General features: G+C 73.7%; 18 protein-coding genes and 1 pseudogene. 7 read left to right on the top strand and 12 right to left on the bottom strand.

Annotated features, from left to right (window positions below):
• Window positions 1-35: 35 nt before the first annotated feature.
• From ACZ6KF_RS06255 to ACZ6KF_RS06240, 4 genes are all read right to left on the bottom strand, one after another.
• The gene (locus tag ACZ6KF_RS06255; protein WP_469159894.1) at window positions 36-554 is read right to left on the bottom strand and encodes an O-acetyl-ADP-ribose deacetylase; all 519 of its coding nucleotides are present in this window, start codon (window positions 552-554) and stop codon (window positions 36-38) included.
• Window positions 551-1960, bottom strand: a complete 1410-nt coding sequence (locus tag ACZ6KF_RS06250; protein WP_469237488.1) for a phytoene desaturase family protein — start codon at window positions 1958-1960, stop codon at window positions 551-553. The genes ACZ6KF_RS06255 and ACZ6KF_RS06250 overlap by 4 nt, the downstream gene beginning before the upstream one ends.
• 74 nt (window positions 1961-2034) lie before the next feature.
• Entirely contained in the window at window positions 2035-2880 is an 846-nt protein-coding gene (locus ACZ6KF_RS06245; protein WP_356627882.1) for an inositol monophosphatase family protein, read from the bottom strand.
• Window positions 2877-3413, bottom strand: coding sequence for an isocitrate lyase/phosphoenolpyruvate mutase family protein (locus ACZ6KF_RS06240; protein WP_469237486.1), 537 nt, complete (start codon window positions 3411-3413; stop codon window positions 2877-2879). Before ACZ6KF_RS06240 ends, ACZ6KF_RS06245 begins: the two co-directional genes overlap by 4 nt.
• On the opposite strand from ACZ6KF_RS06240, the gene ACZ6KF_RS06235 reads away from it, so the two are divergent.
• Window positions 3412-4122, top strand: coding sequence for an ArsR/SmtB family transcription factor (locus ACZ6KF_RS06235; RefSeq protein ID WP_356627880.1), 711 nt, complete (start codon window positions 3412-3414; stop codon window positions 4120-4122). The two genes, ACZ6KF_RS06240 and ACZ6KF_RS06235, sit on opposite strands and share 2 nt — an antisense overlap.
• Window positions 4123-4279: 157 nt before the next feature.
• Complete coding sequence (locus tag ACZ6KF_RS06230) at window positions 4280-4942, top strand: hypothetical protein (protein WP_356627879.1); 663 nt, start codon at window positions 4280-4282, stop codon at window positions 4940-4942.
• A gap of 58 nt (window positions 4943-5000) precedes the next feature.
• Here the strand turns inward: ACZ6KF_RS06230 and ACZ6KF_RS06225 are convergent, their stop codons facing one another.
• The 7 genes from ACZ6KF_RS06225 to ACZ6KF_RS06195 all read right to left on the bottom strand — a co-directional run bounded on the left by ACZ6KF_RS06225 (window position 5001) and on the right by ACZ6KF_RS06195 (window position 13420).
• Window positions 5001-6584 carry an NCS1 family nucleobase:cation symporter-1 gene (locus tag ACZ6KF_RS06225; protein WP_469237484.1) on the bottom strand — a complete coding sequence of 528 codons (1584 nt, stop codon included), beginning with the start codon at window positions 6582-6584 and terminating at the stop codon, window positions 5001-5003.
• A 59-nt stretch (window positions 6585-6643) separates the two neighbouring features.
• Window positions 6644-7663, bottom strand: coding sequence for a TIGR03842 family LLM class F420-dependent oxidoreductase (locus tag ACZ6KF_RS06220; RefSeq protein ID WP_356627877.1), 1020 nt, complete (start codon window positions 7661-7663; stop codon window positions 6644-6646).
• Window positions 7664-7674: 11 nt separating this feature from the next.
• Complete coding sequence (gene hydA / locus ACZ6KF_RS06215; protein WP_356627876.1) at window positions 7675-9078, bottom strand: dihydropyrimidinase; 1404 nt, start codon at window positions 9076-9078, stop codon at window positions 7675-7677.
• Window positions 9079-9120: 42 nt separating this feature from the next.
• On the bottom strand, window positions 9121-10407 hold the full coding sequence (locus ACZ6KF_RS06210; protein ID WP_356627875.1) for an aspartate aminotransferase family protein: 1287 nt from the start codon (window positions 10405-10407) through the stop codon (window positions 9121-9123).
• A complete protein-coding gene (locus tag ACZ6KF_RS06205) occupies window positions 10404-11246 on the bottom strand; it encodes a nitrilase-related carbon-nitrogen hydrolase (RefSeq protein WP_356627874.1) in 843 nt (280 codons plus the stop codon). Before ACZ6KF_RS06205 ends, ACZ6KF_RS06210 begins: the two co-directional genes overlap by 4 nt.
• A 156-nt stretch (window positions 11247-11402) precedes the next feature.
• Complete coding sequence (locus ACZ6KF_RS06200; protein ID WP_469175856.1) at window positions 11403-13070, bottom strand: hypothetical protein; 1668 nt, start codon at window positions 13068-13070, stop codon at window positions 11403-11405.
• 98 nt (window positions 13071-13168) lie between these two features.
• On the bottom strand, window positions 13169-13420 hold the full coding sequence (locus tag ACZ6KF_RS06195) for a helix-turn-helix domain-containing protein (RefSeq protein WP_356627872.1): 252 nt from the start codon (window positions 13418-13420) through the stop codon (window positions 13169-13171).
• A gap of 32 nt (window positions 13421-13452) precedes the next feature.
• Here ACZ6KF_RS06195 and map point away from each other — a divergent pair, with 32 nt between their 5' ends.
• From map to ACZ6KF_RS06170, 5 genes and pseudogenes are all read left to right on the top strand, one after another.
• Window positions 13453-14220 carry a type I methionyl aminopeptidase gene (map, locus tag ACZ6KF_RS06190; protein ID WP_356627871.1) on the top strand — a complete coding sequence of 256 codons (768 nt, stop codon included), beginning with the start codon at window positions 13453-13455 and terminating at the stop codon, window positions 14218-14220.
• 294 nt (window positions 14221-14514) lie between these two features.
• Window positions 14515-17067, top strand: coding sequence for an ATP-dependent Clp protease ATP-binding subunit (locus ACZ6KF_RS06185; protein WP_356627870.1), 2553 nt, complete (start codon window positions 14515-14517; stop codon window positions 17065-17067).
• Between the two features lie 115 nt (window positions 17068-17182).
• Window positions 17183-17944 (top strand): hypothetical protein, encoded by a 762-nt coding sequence (locus ACZ6KF_RS06180; protein ID WP_356627869.1) that lies wholly within the window; start codon window positions 17183-17185, stop codon window positions 17942-17944.
• The gene (locus tag ACZ6KF_RS06175; RefSeq protein WP_356627868.1) at window positions 17941-18234 is read left to right on the top strand and encodes a hypothetical protein; all 294 of its coding nucleotides are present in this window, start codon (window positions 17941-17943) and stop codon (window positions 18232-18234) included. Before ACZ6KF_RS06180 ends, ACZ6KF_RS06175 begins: the two co-directional genes overlap by 4 nt.
• Window positions 18235-18345: 111 nt before the next feature.
• A pseudogene (locus ACZ6KF_RS06170) lies at window positions 18346-18610 on the top strand (acyl esterase); the annotation flags it as partial.
• Window positions 18611-18740: 130 nt separating this feature from the next.
• Here ACZ6KF_RS06170 and ACZ6KF_RS06165 read toward each other — a convergent pair.
• A complete protein-coding gene (locus tag ACZ6KF_RS06165) occupies window positions 18741-19148 on the bottom strand; it encodes a DUF6278 family protein (protein WP_356627867.1) in 408 nt (135 codons plus the stop codon).
• Window positions 19149-19216: the final 68 nt, after the last annotated feature.

Below are 19216 nucleotides of genomic sequence, written 5' to 3'. Positions count from 1 at the left end.
CGCGCGGGGAGGACCCGACGAGCAGGCCGGGCCTGCTACTCGCGCACGCCGGCCCTCGCCGCGAACGCCGCGTACGCCCGCTCGTCGAAGAGCACGAACCGGACCTCCTCGACGGCCGTCCCCGCGGCCCGGACGGTCTCCACGGCGATCCGCGCGGCGTCGTCCATCGGCCAGCCGTAGATCCCGGCGGAGACGGCGGGGAAGGCGACCGTACGGGCGCCCAGCTCGTCGGCGACGCGCAGCGACTCGCGGTAGCAGGAGGCCAGCAGCGCGGAGCGGTCCTCCTCCCGGCTGTACACGGGACCGACCGTGTGGATCACCCAGCGGGCGTCCAGTTCCCCGGCGGTGGTGGCGACCGCGCGGCCGGTGGGCAGGCCCTTGCCGTACCGCGAGGCGCGCAGCCGGCGGCATTCCTCGAGGATGGCCGGGCCGCCGCGCCGGTGGATCGCGCCGTCGACGCCTCCGCCGCCGAGCAGGGAGGAGTTCGCGGCGTTGACGATCGCGTCGGCGCGCTGCCGGGTGATGTCGCCCTGGACGAGGGTGATCGCGGTCATGTCTGACGCAGCCTCCGCCATACGGCCTTGGCCGCGTTGTGACCCGACATGCCGTGGACTCCGGGGCCGGGCGGGGCGGCCGAGGAGCAGATGAAGACGGCGGGGTGCGGGGTGGCGTACGGGAACAGGGACAGTTTGGGGCGCAGGACGGTCTGGAGCCCGGAGACCGCGCCCGTGCCGATGTCGCCGCCGACGTAGTTGGCGTTGCGGGCGGCCATCTCGGGCGGGCCCGCCGTGGCGCGGGCGAGGACACGGTCGCGGAAGCCGGGGGCGAAGCGCTCCAGCTGGCGTTCGACGGCGTCGGTGAGGTCGCCGGTCCAGCCGCTGGGGACGTGGCCGTACGCCCAGAAGACGTGCTTGCCCGCCGGGGCGCGGCTGGGGTCCACGACGCTGGGCTGCACGGTGATCAGGAAGGGCGGGTCGGGGGCGCGGCCCTCGCGGGAGGCGGCGCGCAGCGCGGCGCCGATCTCCTTGCTGTCGGCGCCGATCTGCACGGTGCCGGCCCGGCGTGCCTGCTCGGCGGTCCACGGCACGGGGCCGTCCAGCGCGTAGTCGATCTTGAAGACGCCGGGGCCGTAGCGGTACCCGGCGTAGTGGCTGCCGAGGCCGGCGATGCGGGCGAGGGCGGTGGGCGAGGTGTCGAAGACGTAGGCGCGCGCGGGCGGCAGGTCGTCGAGGCGTTTGACCTCGTAGTCGGTGTGGATCGTGCCGCCGAACTCCTGGAGCAGCCCGGCGAGGGCGTCCGAGACGGCCTGGGAGCCGCCGCGGGCCACCGGCCAACCGCGGGCGTGCGCGGCGAGGGCGAAGACCAGGCCGATCGCGCCGGTGGCGAAACCGCTGAGAGGGGCCATGACGTGGGCGACCAGGCCGGCGAAGAGGGTCTTGGCCGGTTCGTCGCGGAAGCGGCGGGTCAGCCAGGTGGACGGGGGCAGCCCGGCGAGGCCGAACCGGGCCAGGGTGACCGGGTCGCGGGGCAGCGCGGTCAGGGGCAGGGACATGAAGTCCCGTACCAGCGTGTCCCACTTGGGCAGGAAGGGTTCGACCAGCCGCCGGTACGCGCCCGCGTCGCGGGGGCCGAAGGAGGCGGCCGTCTCGCCGACCGAGCGGGCGAGGACCGCCGCGGTGCCGTCGAGGAAGGGGTGCGCCATGGGAAGCTCGGGGTGCAGCCACTCCAGGCCGTGGCGCTCCAGCGGGAGGGCGCGGAACGCCGGGGAGTTGACGCCGAGCGGGTGGGCCGCGGCGCACGGGTCGTGGTGGAAGCCGGGCAGGGTCAGTTCCTCGGTGCGGGCTCCCCCGCCGACCGTCTCACGGGCCTCGAAGACGGCCACGGAGAAGCCGCGCCGGGCCAGCTCCACGGCGGCGGTCAGCCCGTTGGGCCCCGCCCCCACCACGACCGCATCGAGCATCGACGGCACCTTCGGACCCCTTCGTCAGCCGATGGCCACTGAGCCAGGATATGCCGGGGCACCGACGCTCCGGGTCACTGCGTCGCGCCCAGCAGCCCGGCCACCCGGCGCGCGGTCGCCGCGTCCCTCGCGGCCGTGAACGGCAGGGCGTTGCCCCCGGTGATGCGGAACGGCTCGCCGGTGAGCGTGAGATGGGTGCCGCCCGCCTCCTCGACCAGCAGCAGCCCGGCCGCGTGGTCCCACGCCGCCTCCCAGGAGAAGGCGGTGGCATCGGACTCGCCGCGGGCTACGGCGAGATACTCCAGGCCGGCCGAGCCGCAGGAGCGCGGCGCGACGCCGGGGGTCCACAGCCCGAGCAGGGCGCGCTTTTGCTCGTCGGTCGTGTAGTCGGGGTGCGAGACGGCGACCCTCAGCTCCCGAGCGGGCCGGGCGGGCCCGGCGTACAGGCGCTGCCCGTCGAGGAAGGCGCCCTGTCCTCTGACGGCGGTGGCGAGTTGGTCGCGGGCGGCGGCGTAGGTCCAGGACGCGAGGACCGTGCCGCGCCACGCCAGTGCGACCAGGGTGCAGAATCCGTCGTCGCCGTGCACGAACTGCCGGGTGCCGTCGACGGGGTCGACGATCCAGACCGGGGCAGCGCCCCGTATCGCCTCGTACGACAGGGGGTTGGCGTGCACCGCTTCCTCGCCGACGACCACGGAGCCGGGCAGCAGCCGGCACAGCGCCTCGGTCAGGTGCCGCTCGGCGTTGCGGTCGGCGTCCGTGACCAGGTCGTGCGGCCCGCTCTTCTCGTCGATCTCGTGCGCGGCCAGCCGCCGGAACCGCGGCATGATCTCGGCGGCGGCCGCCTTGCGGACCGCCTCCTCCACGTCGCCGGCATGCCGGGCGAGAAACCCGTCGATGGTTTCACTGTCTTCGATCATGCCTCCATGAGACCACGGGCCACTGACATTCCCCTCCCGGCCGGTGCACTCCGGGTGGAATCACCATGAACGCCGCCGGTCTCCCGTCGCCGGCCGCTGGACCTCGGCATGCGTGGCGGCGGGCGGCTCCCCGATTCCCCGCCCCGGACGGCCCTCGCGGTGGCCACCGCCGCCACCGGGGCCGTGCGGTGGAGCAGCGGGCCGAGGCCGACCCGGCGCGCGCACGGCGCGGCGAGCTGCGCGAGGGCGGGTCCGTCCGGGGTGTGGAGGACGTTCAGCGGCACGGTGAGGGGCCGGGTCGGCGCGGCGATCGCGGCCGGGTCCGACAGCCCCGGCACGAACACCCCGTCGGCACCCGCCTGTTTCCAGCGGGCGGGACGCGGCTGGGCAGCAGCGGGGCCGACCAGTGGTGCGGGCGGCCGAAGGGGGTTGCGAGGGGTGCGGCGGGAGGGCGCGGGTGCGTCACGGTCCCGACGCCAGAGCCGGGACGGTTCGACGCGGGCCGAACCGTCCGGGCGGGATGATGACCGCATGTCCCCGCTCGCCGAGACCGCCGGTCTGCTCGCCGACCGCACCCGCGCCGCCTTCTGCCAGGCCCTCCTCGACGGCCGCGCCTGGACCGGGGGCGAGCTGGCCCGGCACGCCGGGGTCCGGCCGTCCACCGCCAGCGAGCACCTCTCCCGCCTCGTCGCGGGCGGGCTGCTGGCCGAGGAGCGCCAGGGCCGGCACCGCTACGTCCGGCTGGCCGGCCCCGAAGCGGCGGCCCTGGTCGAGGCCGTCGCCTCCTTCGCCCCCGACGCCGCACGCCCGGGAGGCCTGCGCGAGTCGGCACGGCTCGGCGCCGAAGCGATGGCCCGCACCTGCTACGACCACCTGGCGGGGCGGCTGGCCGTGACCCTGGCCGACGCGCTGCTCGCCCGGGGCCTGGTCGCCGACGACTCCGGGCTCGCCGTCACCCCGGCGGGCCGGGCCTGGCTCGCCGACGCCCTCGGCCACCGGCACCCGGCGGACGCACGGCGCCCCTTGGTCCGCGGCTGCCTGGACCGGACGGAACGCCGCCCCCACCTCGCCGGCGCCCTGGGAGCCGCGCTGTGCGCGACGGCGCTGGAGCGGGGCTGGGTACGGCGGATCGGCTCCGGACGCGCGGTGAAGGTGACGCCGGCCGGGAGCGAGGCGTTCCGGGAACTGCTGGGAGCCGAGACGGAAGCCGGCTTCCGTGCGGACGACGGCCCCACCGCCTGACCGGACATAACACCGCATTCAGCCCACCGACGCTGGGTCACAGTCACCGCCCGGGCACGGAGCGAGTTGGCCCTTTCCCCCCACCGGGACTCGTGTGAAACTGGCGTCCCGTCCGCAGTGCGGACTCCTTCCGCACCGTCCCCACGAGAAGTGCGTCGTGCGTTCTCTTCCCCTGCCGCTCGCTCTCATCACCCGGCTGACCCCGGTCGCCGTGCTCGCCTGCGCGGGCTGGGCGCTCAGCTCCGGCCCGCAGACCTCCGCCCCGGCCGCCCAGGACAAGGCGGCCGGCAGGGGCGGCAGCCCGTCCGCCACCGCGCCCTCGCGGACGGCGGCCGTGAAGACGTACACCGCCGCGCCCGCGCCCTGCACCAGCCTGGCCAAGGGCACGATCTCCGCGCTGGTGCCGGGGGCGAAGACCTCGGGGAAGGAGATCCCCTCCACTGACGAGTCCGTGCGCCGCACCTGCTCGTGGAACGCGCTCAAGGGCTACGACTACCGCTGGCTCGACGTCTCCTTCGAGATCGGCGACTCCGACGAGCGGGCCGAGGCGCAGTTCCGGGCCCGCGTCGAGGAGAAGAGCGGCGGCGGCGACGTGCCCGGCGTCGGCGACGAGGCGTACTCCGTCGTCAACCTCGTCTCCGAGGACAAGCAGAAGACGCGCGAGGGCGTGGTGCTGGTGCGTGCCGCCAACGCGCTGGTGGTCGTCACGTACAACGGCTCCGACTTCGAGACGAAGGACGCGCCGAGCGCGGACGAGATCAACAAGGGGGCCATCAAGGCCGCCAAGGAGGCCGTGGCGGCCCTGGAGAGCGGCCAGTAGGTCGCCGTACCGCGCCGGCGCCGCCCACCGGCCGCCCTCCGTCGGCCGCGCCCGCCCGTCAGCCGGCGGCCGGCCGTTCGCGCGTCGGCGTCCGCTCCCGCTCCGCCTTCCGCTCGCGCGGCAGCATCAGGGCGACGTACAGCAGCAGCGAGGCCGCCAGGCCCACCGCCCAGCCGTAGTCGGCGAGCGGCTTGAGGAACGGGATCAGTCCGTCGGCCGGGAACGGTCCGGACGCCGTGCCGTCCGCGCCGACGGTCGAGTAGGAGCCGCCGACCGCGAGGACGCCGCCCACGGCGAACGCGGCGAGGGCACGCCAGTTCCAGCCCGCGGCGTACCAGTAGCGGCCGCCCGGCGTGTACAGGTCCGCCAGGTCGAGCACGGTGCGGCGGACGATCCAGTAGTCGGCGATCAGGATGCCCGCGACCGTGCCGAGCAGGCCGCCGACGACGCCGAGCCAGGTGAAGATGTAGAACTCGGGCGTGGAGATCAGCTTCCAGGGGAGGATCAGCACGCCCACGACGCCCGTGATCAGCGCGCCGGTACGGAAGGTGATGAGCTTCGGCGCGAGGTTGGCCAGGTCGTACGCGGGTGACACGACGTTGGCCGCGATGTTCACGGAGACGGTGGCGACCAGGACGGTCACCAGGGCGAAGAGCAGGCCGAAGGCGTTGTCGGCCTTGGCGGCGAGCGCGACCGGGTCCCAGATCGCCTCGCCGTACACCACCTGACTGCCGGCGGTGACCAGCACGGCGAGGATCGCGAACAGCGTCATGGTGGTGGGCAGTCCGAGCGACTGGCCCCAGGTCTGCGCCCGCTGGCTGGCCCCGAAGCGGGTGAAGTCGGGGATGTTGAGGGACAGCGTCGCCCAGAAGCCGATCATCCCCATGAGGGAGGGGAAGAAGACCGGCCAGAAGTCCGCGCCCCAGCCGAGTTCGGAGGGCTGCGACAGCAACCGGCCGAATCCGTCGGCCTTCACCGCGATCCAGACCAGCAGCACGAACGCGCCGACGATGACGAAGGGCGCGGCCCAGTTCTCGAAGTGCCGCAGGAAGTCCATGCCTCGGTGGATGATCGCCATCTGGACGGCCCAGAACGACAGGAAGCACAGCCACAGCGGCCACGGGTGGCCCGCGATCCGTCCGGCGGCCTCCCATTCCCCGCCGGTGAGTTTCGACCCGAGGGCGAAGATGCCGCTGCCGCCGATCCAGGTCTGGATACCGAACCAGCCGCAGGCCACGGCCGCCCGGATCAGCGCGGGGACGTTGGCGCCGCGCAGCCCGAACGAGGCGCGCGCCAGCACGGGGAAGGGGATGCCGTACTTGGGTCCGGCGTGGCCGGTGGCGAGCATCGGCAGCAGCACGATGACGTTGGCGAGGGCGATGGTCAACACCGCCTGCTTCCAGTCCATGCCGAGCGCGACCAGGCCGGAGGCGAGGGTCCAGCTGGGGATGCAGTGGGCCATGGAGATCCACAGCGCGGCGAAGTTGTACGTCGTCCAGGTGCGCTCGGCGACCGGGACCGGACGCAGGTCCTCGTTGGCGAAGGGGCTGTGGGCGGGGAACGCCTGGGGGGCGAGTTCTATCCGGCCGTCGGCGGCGGCGGTCCGGTCGGCCGGCGCCCCCGTGGGGACTGTTTCGGTCATGGGCAGGCCAATCGACGGGGTGGGGCGGGGAGAGCCGTGCGGGGCCTTGTCCTGGGCGATCAGTCGTTGATCGCGGGGATGACTCGAGCGCCGTAGGCGTCGATCACCGCTTCCTGCGCGTCGTGCATGTCGTAGACGGCGAACTGGTCGACGCCCAGCTCGCGCAGCCTGGTCAGCTTCTCGATGTGCGCCTCGGCCGTGCCGATGACGCAGAACCGGTCGACGATCTCGTCCGGCACGAACCGGGTGTCCGGGTTGCCGCTGCGCCCGTGGTGGGCGTAGTCGTAGCCCTGGCGGGCCTTGATGTAGTCGGTGAGTGCGCCGGGTACGGCGGCGGAGTGCTCGCCGTACTTGGCGACCAGGTCGGCGACGTGGTTGCCGACCATGCCGCCGAACCAGCGGCACTGCTCGCGCGCGTGGGCGAGCGCCTCGGGCGAGTCGTCCTCGGTGACGTAGGCGGGCGCGGCGACGCACACGGTCACCTCCGAGGGGTCGCGTCCGGCGGCGACGGCCGCGTCCTTGACCGCCTTCACCATGTACTCGGTGAGGTAGGGGTCCGCGAGCTGGAGGATGAACCCGTCGGCCTCCTCGCCGGTCGTCTTCAGCGCCTTGGGCCCGTACGCGGCCATCCAGACGGGGAGTTCGGCGTCCGGCCCGATCCACGGGAACCTGATCACGGTGCCGCCGAGGTCGGCCTCGCCCCCGCCGGCGAGCGCCCGGATCACCTTCATGGCCTCGCTGATCCGGGCGAGCGTGTTGGGCCTGCGGCCGGCCACGCGCATCGCGGAGTCGCCGCGCCCGATGCCGCAGATCGTGCGGTTGCCGAACATGTCGTTGAGGGTGGCGAAGGTGGAGGCGGTGACCTCCCAGGTGCGGGTGCCCGGGTTGGTGACCATCGGGCCGACCTTCAACTTCGTGGTGTTGGCGAGGATTTGACTGTAGATCACAAAGGGCTCCTGCCACAGCACCGCCGAGTCGAAGGTCCAGCCGTGGGTGAAGCCGTTGCGCTCGGCGCGCTGCATCAGGGAGACGACCCGCGAGGCCGGCGGGTCGGTCTGCAGAACGAGTCCGAAGTCCATGGGCTCCGCTCCTAGAGGAGGTACTGGCAGGTGGAGCGCGGGGTGTAGACGCCGTGCCCGGCGCGGCCGGTGAACTCCCGCTCGGTGATGACCGGTTCGCCGCGCGAGAGCACGGTCTCGACCCGGCCGGTGACGCGTTTGCCCTCGTACGCCGAGTAGTCGACGTTCATGTGGTGCGTCTCGGCGGACATGACCTGTTCGGCGCCCGGGTCGTAGATCACCACGTCGGCGTCGGCGCCCGGGGCGATGGTGCCCTTCTTCGGGTACATGCCGAACATCCGGGCCGGGGTGGCGCAGGCGATCTCGATCCAGCGGCGGCGCGAGATGCGCCCCTCGACCACGGCCTGGTGCAGCAGGTCCATCCGGTTCTCCACGCCCGGCAGCCCGTTGGGGATCTTCGAGAAGTCCCCGCGGCCGAGTTCCTTCTGGCCGGCGAAGCAGAACGGGCAGTGGTCCGTCGAGACCACCTGGAGGTCGTTGGTGCGCAGCCCCCGCCACAGCCGCTCCTGGTGCTCACGGGGCCGAAGGGGCGTGCTGCACACGTACTTGGCGCCCTCGAAGTCCGGTTCGGCGAGGTTGTCGGTGGACAGGAACAGATACTGCGGGCAGGTCTCCCCGAACACGTTCAGCCCGTCGTCGCGGGCCCTGGCCAGCTCCGCGACCGCCTCCGCCGCCGAGACGTGCACGACGTACAGCGGCGCCCCGGCGACCTGCGCCAGCCGGATCGCGCGGTGCGTCGCCTCCGCCTCCAGCAGCGCCTTGCGGACCTCGCCGTGGTGTCGCGGGTCGGTCTCGCCGCGGGCCAGCGCCTGCTCCACGAGGACATCGATGGCGATGCCGTTCTCGGCGTGCATCATGATCAGCCCGCCGTTCTCGGCGGAGCGCTGCATGGCGCGCAGGATCTGGCCGTCGTCGGAGTAGAAGACGCCGGGGTACGCCATGAACTGCTTGAAGGAGGTGACGCCCTCCTCCACCAGCCGGTCCATCTCCTTGAGCGTCTCCTCGTTCACATCGGAGACGATCATGTGGAAGCCGTAGTCGATCGCGCAGTTGCCCTCCGCCTTGGCGTGCCAGGCGTCCAGGCCCTCGCGCAGGGAGCGGCCGACGCTCTGCACCGCGAAGTCCACGATCGTGGTGGTGCCGCCCCAGGCGGCGGCGCGGGTGCCGGTCTCGAAGGTGTCGGAGGCGAAGGTGCCGCCGAACGGCAGCTCCATGTGGGTGTGGACGTCGACGCCGCCCGGGATGACGTACTTCCCGGTGGCGTCGAGGACGTTCTGTGCGGTCCAGGCCTCGGCGGCCCGGGTGCCGGCGGCGGCGAGGGCGGCGATCCGGCCGTCCTCGATCAGGACGTCCGCGTGCGTCTCGTCGGAGGCGGTGACGACGAGACCGCCGCGGATGACGGTACGGCTGCTCATGCTGCTGCCTTCCCTCCTGCGTGGTCGGTGCGGACGGCGGGGTCAGGCGACGCCGAGCAGGGCGCGTTCGAGGATCGCGGCGCCCTCCTCGGCCTCCGCGACGGTGAGCGACAGCGGCGGCGCGATCCGCAGCGCGCTGGTGTTGTGGCCGCCGCCCTTGCCGATGAGCAGCCCGCCCTCGCGGGCCGCCTCCAGCACGGCCGCGGCGGTCTGCGGGTCGGCCTCGTCGGTGCCCGGCCGGGCCAGCTCGATGCCGATCATCAGCCCCCGCCCGCGCACCTCGCGTACGGCGGGGACCTGCGCGGCGGCGGCCCGCAGCCGCTCGATGAGCAGGCCGCCGACCCGCCGGGCGTTGCCCTGGAGGTCGTGTTCCAGCAGGTAGGCGAGGTTGGCCAGGCCGGCCGCCATGGTGACCTGGGTGCCGCCGAAGGTGGAGATGCTGTTGGCGTCCAGGCAGTTCATGATCTCGGCGCGGGCGACGACCCCGCCGATGGACATGCCGTTGCCGATGCCCTTGGCGAAGGTGACGATGTCCGGCGGGCCGCTGCGGCCGTGCGCCTGCCAGCCCCAGAAGTGCTCGCCGGTGCGGCCCCAGCCGGTCTGCACCTCGTCGGAGATCCACAGGATGCCGCGTTCGTGCAGCACCTCGCGGAAGGCCGCGTACAGGCCGTCCGGCGGGGAGGTGAAACCGCCGACGCCCTGCACGGGCTCGGCGATCAGCGCGGCGGGCGGACGGGTGTGGCCGAGCAGGTCGGTGAGGTCCTCGACGCAGGCGGCGATGAACTCCCGGTCGTCCAGCGCCGCGTAGGGGCCGCGGGTGCGGACGCCGCCGTGGACGTACAGGGTCTGCAGCGGGGTGAGCGAGGTCGGGGACCAGCCGCGGTTGCCGGTGATGCCGACGGTGCCGAAGGAGCGGCCGTGGTAGCTGTTGCGCATGGCCAGGATCGTGTTGCTGCGCCGGTACGTCGTCGCCAGCAGCAGCGCGGTGTCGTTGGCCTCGGTGCCGGAGGTGGTGAAGAACACCCGGGCGTCCGGGATGCCGCTCAAGTGGGCGATGCGCTCGGCCAGTTCGACCATCGGCCGGTTGAGGTACAGGGTGGAGGAGTGGATGATCCGCCCGGCCTGCTCGGCGACCGCCTTGGTGACCTCGGGCAGGGCGTGCGCGGTCATGGTGGTGAGGATGCCGCCGAAGAAGTCGAGGTACTTGTTGCCGGCGGCGTCCCAGACGTGGCGGCCCTCGCCGTGGGTGATCTCCAGGGGCTTGTCGTAGTAGAGGGCGAGCCAGTCCGGCAGCACGGCCCGGTGGCGTCCCAGCAGTTCGTCGCTCACGGCTGCACCAGCCCTTCGTAGGCGTCGGGGCGGCGGTCGCGGTAGAAGGCCCACTGCTGCCGCACCTGCTCGATGACGTCGAGGTCGAGGTCGCGGACGACGAGTTCCTCCTCCTTGTCGCTCGCGGTGTCGCCGACGAACTGTCCGCGCGGGTCGACGAAGTAACTCGTGCCGTAGAAGTCGTTGTCGCCGTACTCCTCGACGCCGACGCGGTTGATCGCGGCGACGAAGTACTCGTTGGCGACGGCCGCGGCCGGCTGCTCCAGGCGCCACAGGTGGGAGGAGAGGCCGCGGTGGGTGGCGGACGGGTTGTAGACGAGCTGGGCGCCGTTCAGGCCCAGTTGACGCCAGCCCTCCGGGAAGTGACGGTCGTAGCAGATGTAGACGCCGATCTTCCCGACGGCGGTGTCGAAGACCGGCCAGCCGAGGTTGCCGGGCTTGAAGTAGTACTTCTCCCAGAACCCCTTGACCTGCGGGATGTGGTGCTTGCGGTACTTGCCGAGGTAGCTGCCGTCGGCGTCGATGACGGCAGCGGTGTTGTAGTAGAAGCCGGACTGCTCGATCTCGAAGACGGGGACGACGATCACCATGCCGGTCTCGCGCGCGAGGTCCTGCATGCGACGCACGGTCGGCCCGTCGGGCACGGGCTCGGCCCAGCGGTAGTGCTCGGGTTCCTGGACCTGGCAGAAGTAGGGGGCGTTGAACACTTCCTGGAAGCCGATCACTCGGGCGCCCTGCCGGGCCGCCTCCCGGGCGTGCTCCTCGTGTTTCGCCACCATGGACCCGGTGTCGCCGGTCCAGGTCGCCTGGACCAGAGCGGCGCGGACGACGTTCGCCATGAGCTGCTCCTTCGACGGGACGTCAGAGCCTCTACGCCCGTAGAGGCGGGTCGTAGAGGGATGAACGTATGCCTCGGGAAGGGCCTTGCCAAGACCATCGTCGTTAACCCGCGGGGTCGGTCGCGTTTCACACTCCGGTGGGTGATCGCCGGGCGTTCAGGCGGACAGGCCGGCGACCCGGAGGGCGTGCACGAGATCCCAGTGCCGCTCCGCCGAGACGCCCCGAGCGGCCTCCAGCAGCAGCGGCACGAGGGTCACCGGGTCGTGCTCGGCGCTGTGCGCGGCCTCCTCGGGCGTGCGCATCCGGACGTATGCGTCGAGCAGCGCGCGCACCTCCCGCAGCCGCCCCTCGGCGGCCAGCGCGCGCACGGTCTCGCCGATCTCGTACGCAGGCCGGACGACTCCCTGCCGCAGGATCTGCTCGCCGTCCCCGCCCCGGCCCGCGGCGACCAGCGCGTCGGCGGCCTCCACCAGCCGGTCGGCGGGCAGCGAGGCGGCCTCCCACAGCAGCGTCGCCCAGTCGGCGCCGAGCCCGGCGCGCTCCATCTCGGCGGCGAGCAGCGGATAGCGGGCGGCGGGCCAGTGGGCGGTCTCCGCCAGCAGGGCGTGCGCCTCGCCACTGCGTCCCTCGGCGCGCAGCCGGTGCAGCGCCCCCACCGTGGCGGCGATCTCGCGCCGGGCCTGTGCGTCGACGGGCTCGGCCCGCGGTCGCGCCCGTTCCTCCGCCGCCTCGTCGGCGGCGGCGCCGGCGAACCGGGCCCCGCGCGGCGTCCGCCCCTCGGCGGCACGCGGCGCGGCCGGCGCCGGTGCGGCGGCCTCCGGGGGCGCGACGGAGGGGGCGACGGCTTCCTCCTCCATTCCGGCGAAGCGCGCACTGCCGCGGCGGCGTTTGCGCTGCTTGGGGACGGAGGGCGAGGGGTCGGCGGGGGCGGGGGTGGGCCGCGCGGCGGTTCGGGGAGCGTCCTGAGCGGGATCCGGGAGGGCGGGGGCCGTGGACGGGGCCTGCCGGTGGGGCGACGGGCGCTGGACGGCGTGGTCGCCGGGGGCCGGCCGGGTGTGCGGGGTGTACGGGGTCCGCCGGACGCCGTCGCCGGGCCGGCCGTCCGCGGCCCGGACGTCGCGGGGGGCCTGCTCGGCGCCTGCCTCCGGGCGGGCGGTGCCGGCCCGGCCGTCGTCACCGGCGGGCCGGTGCCCGGCCCTCGCCTGCCGGGGGACCGGCCACTGGGGGGCCGACGCGGGCTCCTGGACCGCCGGGGTGTCCTCGGGCTGCGGACGCGGGACCACGCCGGTTCCGCCTGGGGACGGGGCGCCGGGTGGGCGGTGGGCCGTGCGTTCCATCCGGGCCCGCAGTTCCGCGCAGCGGGCGGTGGCGCGCTCGTGGTCGTCGCGGGCCCAGGCGAGGTCGAGACGGAGGGCGTCGGCCTGCTGCCGGGAGGCCGCGGAGGCCAGGGCTCGGCCGAGTGCGGCGATGCGCTCGGCGGCGTACCGCTGCTCGCGGAGCATCACGTCGAGCCGGTCGGCGAGGGCGTCCCGGCCGCCGGGCCGGTCGTCGTACGCCGCCAGCGCGGCGCCGTGCAGCGGCCGGGCGTGTTCCCGCTCGCGGTGCGCGGCCTCGGGCCCGTGCGCGGCGGCGAGATCCTGGAGCAGCGCCTCGACCACGTCCCACGGCGGCACCTCGCGTCCCTCGAGACAGGCCGTCATGCCGTCGGGATCGCGCTGCCAGAAGACCGCGCACCATCCGCCGCCCTGATCCAGGCGCGTCAGCAGACCGTTCAGATAGTTCGCGAACTCCCGTACCCGGCCCGGGAGTTGTTCCACCGCCATCGACCGACCCCCGATAGACCGGAGCACTCCGGTCCGTCAGACAACACCAGTCGTGTTACGAACTCGCTACGGGGAGTTTTCCACCGCGCGCATGCGCCTCAGAGCGTCAACGGCGCCAGCCTCCCGGCGAGTTCGTCCATCGACAGGCCGAGCGCGCCGGCCAGGGCGGCCACCGTGAAGAAGGCCGGCGTCGGGGCCCGGCCGGTCTCGATCTTGCGCAGCGTCTCGGCGGAGATGCCGGCGCTCGCCGCCACGTCCGCCATGCTGCGGGCGCCTCGGGCCTCGCGCAGCAGCATGCCGAGCCGCTCGCCGCGCTCGCGCTCTTCCGGGGTCAGTGGGGTGCGTACCATGACGCCATTCTAATACCGGTATAGTAATTGGCATGGTGGAACTGAAGACGGACACGTCCCTCGACGCGATGCACGAGACCGGCCGGATCGTCGGCCGCGCCCTGACAGCCGTACGGCAGGCCGCGGACGTGGGTGTGTCACTGCTGGAGCTGAACGAAGTGGCGCACGAGGTGCTGCGCGAGGCCGGCGCCGGGTCACCCTTCCTCGGCTATCGCCCCTCCTTCGCGCCCACGCCCTTCCCCGCCGTCGTCTGCGCCTCGGTGAACGACGCGATCGTGCACGGCATCCCGACGACGTACCGGCTGCGCGACGGCGACCTGGTCTCCATCGACTGCGGCGCCGAGCTGAACGGCTGGGCGGGCGACTCGGCGATCAGCTTCATCGTGGGCAGGCCCCGCCCGGCGGACGTACGGCTGATCGAGACGGCGGAGCGGGCGCTGACCGCGGGCATCGAGGCGGCCGTCGTCGGCAACCGGATCGGCGACATCGCGCACGCCGTCGGCACGGTGTGCCGCGCCGCCGGTTACGGCATCCCGCAGGACTTCGGGGGACACGGGGTGGGCCGCCGCATGCACGAGGACCCGCCGGTCCCGAACGAGGGACGGCCGGGCCGGGGGATGCGGCTGCGGCACGGCATGGTGCTGGCGATCGAGCCGATGCTGATCGGCGGCGGCACGGACGACTACCACGCCGCCGCGGACGGCTGGACCCTGCGTACGAACGACGGCTCCCGGGCGGCCCACGTGGAACACACGGTGGCGATCACGGACTCGGGCCCTCGCATCCTGACGGAGCGGTAGAGGAGCAGCGGCAGGGGCACGCGGGGAGCCGGACGCCCCGCGGGCACGGGAACGCCGCCGACGGACACGGGGCGACCGGGCGACGGGCCCCCACGCAGACGCCGCCAAGGGGCGCGGGGAACTGCGCGACCGGCCCACCACGACCGGCCCCAGGGGCTCGGGGGGAACCGCGCGAACACCCCGCCCCGCCCACAGGCGACCCTCCCCCGATCGTGCGAAGGTGGGTGTGACCGGCGCCCCTCCCGGGCACTGGTCGCACCCGGCAGCGCAGTCGAGGGAATGGAACACACGCCCATGACCAGCGGCTTCACCAGCCCGGAGGGCTACGGCCCCGACCCCTTCAGCGAGTTCCTGGCCCGCTTCTTCGGCGGCCCCCGCCCGGGCCCGCGCCAGATCGACATCGGCCGGCTGCTGAGCCATCCGGCCCGGGAGCTGGTGCGCGGCGCGGCCCAGTACGCGGCCGAGCACGGCAGCCGCGACCTCGACACCCAGCACCTGCTGCGCGCGGCCCTGGCCAAGGAGCCCACCCGCAGTCTGCTGAGCCGGGCCGGCGCGGACCCCGACTCGCTGGCGTCGGAGATCGACGAGCGCTCGGGCCCGGTGCAGTACCCGGACGCCGGCGTCCCCCCGCCCTCGGCCCTGTCCCTGACCCCCGCCGTCAAGCGCGCCCTGCTCGACGCGCACGACCTGGCCCGCGCGGCCGGCGCCGGATACATCGGCCCCGAGCACGTGCTCAGCGCCCTGGCGTCCAACCCGGACTCCGCCGCGGGGCACATCCTGAACGCGGCCCGTTTCAGCCCGGACGGCGTGCAGGCGCCGGACGCCCCCGACGCCCCGCCGGCCGCCCGGACGCGCACCGAGCAGCCCCGGCCCACCGGCACGCCGACGCTCGACAAGTACGGCCGGGACCTCACCGACCTCGCCCGGCAGGGCCGTATCGACCCGGTGATCGGGCGGGACGACGAGATCGAGCAGACCATCGAGGTGCTCTCCCGGCGCGGCAAGAACAACCCCGTGCTGATCGGCGACGCGGGCGTCGGCAAGACCGCCGTCGTGGAGGGGCTCGCCCAGCGGATCGCCGACGGGGACGTGCCCGACGTGCTCGGCGGACGCCGCGTGGTCGCCCTGGACCTGACGGGCGTCGTCGCCGGCACCCGCTACCGGGGCGACTTCGAGGAGCGGATGAACAACATCGTGGGCGAGATCCGCGCCCACTCCGACCGGCTGATCGTCTTCATCGACGAGCTGCACACCGTCGTCGGCGCGGGCGGGGGCGGCGAGGGCGGCTCGATGGACGCCGGGAACATCCTCAAGCCGGCCCTGGCCCGCGGCGAGCTGCACGTCGTCGGCGCGACCACGCTGGAGGAGTACCGCAGGATCGAGAAGGACGCGGCCCTGGCCCGCCGCTTCCAGCCGATCCTCGTCCCGGAGCCGACCGCCGAGGACGCCGTGGAGATCCTGCGCGGCCTGCGCGACCGCTACGAGGCCCACCACCAGGTCCGGTACACCGACGAGGCACTGGTCGCCGCCGTCGAGCTGTCCGACCGCTATCTCACCGACCGCCGGCTGCCCGACAAGGCCATCGACCTGATCGACCAGGCCGGCGCGCGGGTACGGCTGCACGCCCGCACCAAGGGGACGGACGTACGGGCCATGGAGCGCGAGGCCGAGCAGCTGGCGCGGGACAAGGACCAGGCGGTCGCGGACGAGAGTTACGAGCAGGCCATGCGGCTGCGCGACCGCATCACCGAGCTGAGGCAGCGGATCGCCGAGGCGGCCGGCGACGGGCAGGCCGACGAGGGACAGCATCTGGAGGTCACCGCGGAGGCGATCGCCGAGGTGGTGTCCCGGCTGACCGGCATCCCGGTGAGCCGGCTGACCGAGGAGGAGAAGCACCGGCTGCTCGGCCTCGAACAGCATCTGCACGAGCGGGTCGTCGGCCAGGACGAGGCGGTCCGCGTCGTCGCCGAGGCGGTGCTGCGCTCGCGCGCCGGGCTCGCCAGCCCGGACCGGCCGATCGGCAGCTTCCTCTTCCTCGGCCCCACCGGCGTCGGCAAGACCGAGCTGGCCCGCGCCCTCGCCGAGGCGCTGTTCGGCAGCGAGGACCGCATGGTCCGCCTCGACATGAGCGAGTACCAGGAGCGGCACACGGTCAGCCGGCTGGTCGGCGCGCCGCCCGGGTACGTCGGGCACGAGGAGGCCGGCCTGCTCACCGAGGTCGTGCGCCGGCACCCGTACTCGCTGCTGCTCCTGGACGAGGTGGAGAAGGGGCACCCGGACGTCTTCAACATCCTGCTCCAGGTGCTGGACGACGGCCGGCTCACCGACTCCCAGGGCCGCACGGTCGACTTCACCAACACGGTGATCGTGATGACCAGCAACCTCGGCTCCGAGGCGATCACCCGGCGCGGCGCGGGCATCGGCTTCGGACCGGGCGGCGCAGAGGCCGACGAGGAGGCGCGCCGGGAGCAGATCCTGCGTCCGCTGCGGGAGCACTTCCGGCCGGAGTTCCTCAACCGCGTCGACGAGATCGTGGTCTTCCGGCAGCTCTCCCCCGAACAACTGCACCGGATCACCGATCTGCTGCTGGAGCGGACACGGCGGCTGATGCACGCGCAGGGCGTGGGCGTGGAGTTCAGCGACGCGGCGGTGGACTGGGTGGCGCGCCAGGGCTACCAGCCCGAGTACGGCGCCCGGCCGCTGCGCCGCACCATCCAGCGGGAGATCGACAACCGGCTCTCGCGGCTGCTGCTGGACGGCCGGGTCGGCGAGGGCGACCGGGTGCGGGTGGACGTGGCCGACGGACGGCTTGACTTCCGGCCCCACAAGCCCGCCGCCGTGGAGTGAGCGAGACTTCACGCGCACGACTTCACGCGCACGACTTCAAGCTCAAGTCTTCACGCTCAAGTCTTCACGCACCTGTCGAACACCGGTACGGCGAGGGCCGCTAGCATGCGCGCCCATGACCGACGACGTACGCAACATCGTGCTCGGCGTGGTCGCCGCCGGCATCAGTGCCGCGCTGGGCTGGCTCGCCCGTACCTACCTGTGGAAACGCAGGCTCCGCCGCAAGCAGGCGTTCTTCGGGCTGCCGGACAACTCCGAGTCGCTGCTCGTCGTCAACCGGGACCCCGCCACCTCCGAACCGGCCGTCCACCGCTTCGACGTGTTCGCGATGCTGGAGCTGTCCGCGCTGATCAAGGACTGCGGGGCGCACATCCAGGTCGTCACCCAGGACACGGTCCACCAGGGCTTCGGCGAGCGCACGGAGTTCTGCGTGGGCGGGCCGGGATCGAGTCGGCGGATGGCGGCGCACATGTCGGCCATGCTGCCCGGCGTGCAGGTCAACACCGATCCCGAACCGGGCCCGGACCGTGCCTCCTTCCGCATCGGCGGCGAGCACTACCGCATGGACCACGGCGTCACCGAGTACGTGCTGCTGGCCCGGCTCACCGTCGGCGACCGCCGCGACGCGCGGCCCGTGTTCCTGTTCTGTGGTCAGCGGGCCATCACCAACCAGGCGGCGACCCGCTATCTGGCCCGCCACCACGAGAAGCTGGCCCGCAAGTACCGCGACGACGCCTTCGTCCTGCTGCTGAAGGTCGTCAACTCGCAGGCGTACGGGCCCGACGTGGTGGAGCTGGTCGCGGACGTGACACGGGCGGCCCGGACGCCTGCTCCCGCGGCGGAGAGCGCCGACGCCTCCGGCGGCGCGGACCGGTGAACGGACGCAGGACGGCCGTCGGACTCTGGGCGGCGCTCTGCCTCGGCGGGCTCGCCGCGACGTCGGCACTGGAGCCGGGCCCCGCCGACGGCGGCGGGCCGGAGCCGGAGGACACCGGAAACACGGCCCGGACGGCGGTCGTGGACTGCGAGCGCATCGCGGACGGGATCGCGGCGGACCGGGCCGCGGCGGAGGCCGAGTACCGGCGCCGGGAAGGCGGGACGTTTGCGTTCGATGTCGCCGTTCCCGAGGAGTGCGCGGACGAGCCGGCCGCCCGCGGCCTTCCCTGACCGGGCGCGCCCGGTGCGCGGTTCGCCACGCCGACGGCGCTGGGCGTGCGCCTGCCCAGCCGCACGCACCGCCGCCCACCCCGACCGAGGAGAGCGGGCCCCCGTCGCGTCCTGCGCGACGGGGGCCCGCCCGGCCTCGGCAAGCCGGTCGTCCTCGCCCCGTTCACCTTCCACGGGCGGGACACCGGGCCGGCCGTCCGCCGTCGGCCCGGAGATGTCCTCCGCGGCCCACGACGTCCCGGCCGGGCACCGGCCCGCCCTGGTCGTCGACACGGTCGACCCGCTCTGCTTCGAGCACAACCCGTCCGGCGCGCTGACCTTCTCCTCGCCGGCGAACGACCCGTCGTACGTGTCGGCGCCGCCGCGCGAGCAGTGATCTCCGGCCGCTGCCGGAACGAACCGGCTCGGGGAGGTTACGACTCTAAGGCCTGTGGGCCACGTTGAGGCGAGCGGGGGGCGCACTCCCCGCACACCGGGGTGCGGGCGGGGCCGAACTCCGGGGCGGGTCAGGACTCGGCGACCTCCGCGTACAGCTGGGACAGCTCGGGCGCGCCGTTGGCCGCCCATTCCTGCCCCGAGGCCACGACGTCGAACTCGCGCCCGGAGGCCAGCCGTACCACCGGCTGACCGTCCGGCCACAGCTCCCAGGCCGCGCCGGGGACGGTCCGCACGATGACGGTGCCGAGGTACAGCCCGGCGTCGTTGCCCAGCCAGGGCAGGATCTCCGCGTCGTCCCGCCAGCGCGGCAGCAGCTGGTCGAGCGCCTCCAGCGATTCGGCCGTGTCGTCGAGCCGGACGCCCTCCAGGCCCGCCTGGGAGCGGAGCAGTTCGCACTCGGCCAGGAGTTCGGCGATGCCCGCGGCGTCGGGCACCCCGGGTCGCTTGCGCCGGTGACCCAGGAAAGGGATGTTCATACCGACAGCGTGTCATTCGCACCCGCGTGCGCACCACAGGCGCGCGGGCGATCGCGTCCCGTCGTCCG

It is taken from the genome of Streptomyces sp. NPDC046379 (genome assembly GCF_055587785.1).
This window is presented reverse-complemented; position numbering and strand designations above follow the sequence as displayed.

Coding starts and splice junctions, on each gene's coding strand:
- ACZ6KF_RS06255 (WP_469159894.1), bottom strand. CDS start 554: ATGACCGCGATCACCCTCGTCCAGGGCGACATCACCCGGCAGCGCGCC.
- ACZ6KF_RS06250 (WP_469237488.1), bottom strand. CDS start 1,960: ATGCTCGATGCGGTCGTGGTGGGGGCGGGGCCCAACGGGCTGACCGCC.
- ACZ6KF_RS06245 (WP_356627882.1), bottom strand. CDS start 2,880: ATGATCGAAGACAGTGAAACCATCGACGGGTTTCTCGCCCGGCATGCC.
- ACZ6KF_RS06235 (WP_356627880.1), top strand. CDS start 3,412: ATGTCCCCGCTCGCCGAGACCGCCGGTCTGCTCGCCGACCGCACCCGC.
- ACZ6KF_RS06240 (WP_469237486.1), bottom strand. CDS start 3,413: ATGCGGTCATCATCCCGCCCGGACGGTTCGGCCCGCGTCGAACCGTCC.
- ACZ6KF_RS06225 (WP_469237484.1), bottom strand. CDS start 6,584: ATGACCGAAACAGTCCCCACGGGGGCGCCGGCCGACCGGACCGCCGCC.
- ACZ6KF_RS06220 (WP_356627877.1), bottom strand. CDS start 7,663: ATGGACTTCGGACTCGTTCTGCAGACCGACCCGCCGGCCTCGCGGGTC.
- hydA (WP_356627876.1), bottom strand. CDS start 9,078: ATGAGCAGCCGTACCGTCATCCGCGGCGGTCTCGTCGTCACCGCCTCC.
- ACZ6KF_RS06205 (WP_356627874.1), bottom strand. CDS start 11,246: ATGGCGAACGTCGTCCGCGCCGCTCTGGTCCAGGCGACCTGGACCGGC.
- ACZ6KF_RS06200 (WP_469175856.1), bottom strand. CDS start 13,070: ATGGCGGTGGAACAACTCCCGGGCCGGGTACGGGAGTTCGCGAACTAT.
- ACZ6KF_RS06195 (WP_356627872.1), bottom strand. CDS start 13,420: ATGGTACGCACCCCACTGACCCCGGAAGAGCGCGAGCGCGGCGAGCGG.
- map (WP_356627871.1), top strand. CDS start 13,453: ATGGTGGAACTGAAGACGGACACGTCCCTCGACGCGATGCACGAGACC.
- ACZ6KF_RS06185 (WP_356627870.1), top strand. CDS start 14,515: ATGACCAGCGGCTTCACCAGCCCGGAGGGCTACGGCCCCGACCCCTTC.
- ACZ6KF_RS06180 (WP_356627869.1), top strand. CDS start 17,183: ATGACCGACGACGTACGCAACATCGTGCTCGGCGTGGTCGCCGCCGGC.
- ACZ6KF_RS06165 (WP_356627867.1), bottom strand. CDS start 19,148: ATGAACATCCCTTTCCTGGGTCACCGGCGCAAGCGACCCGGGGTGCCC.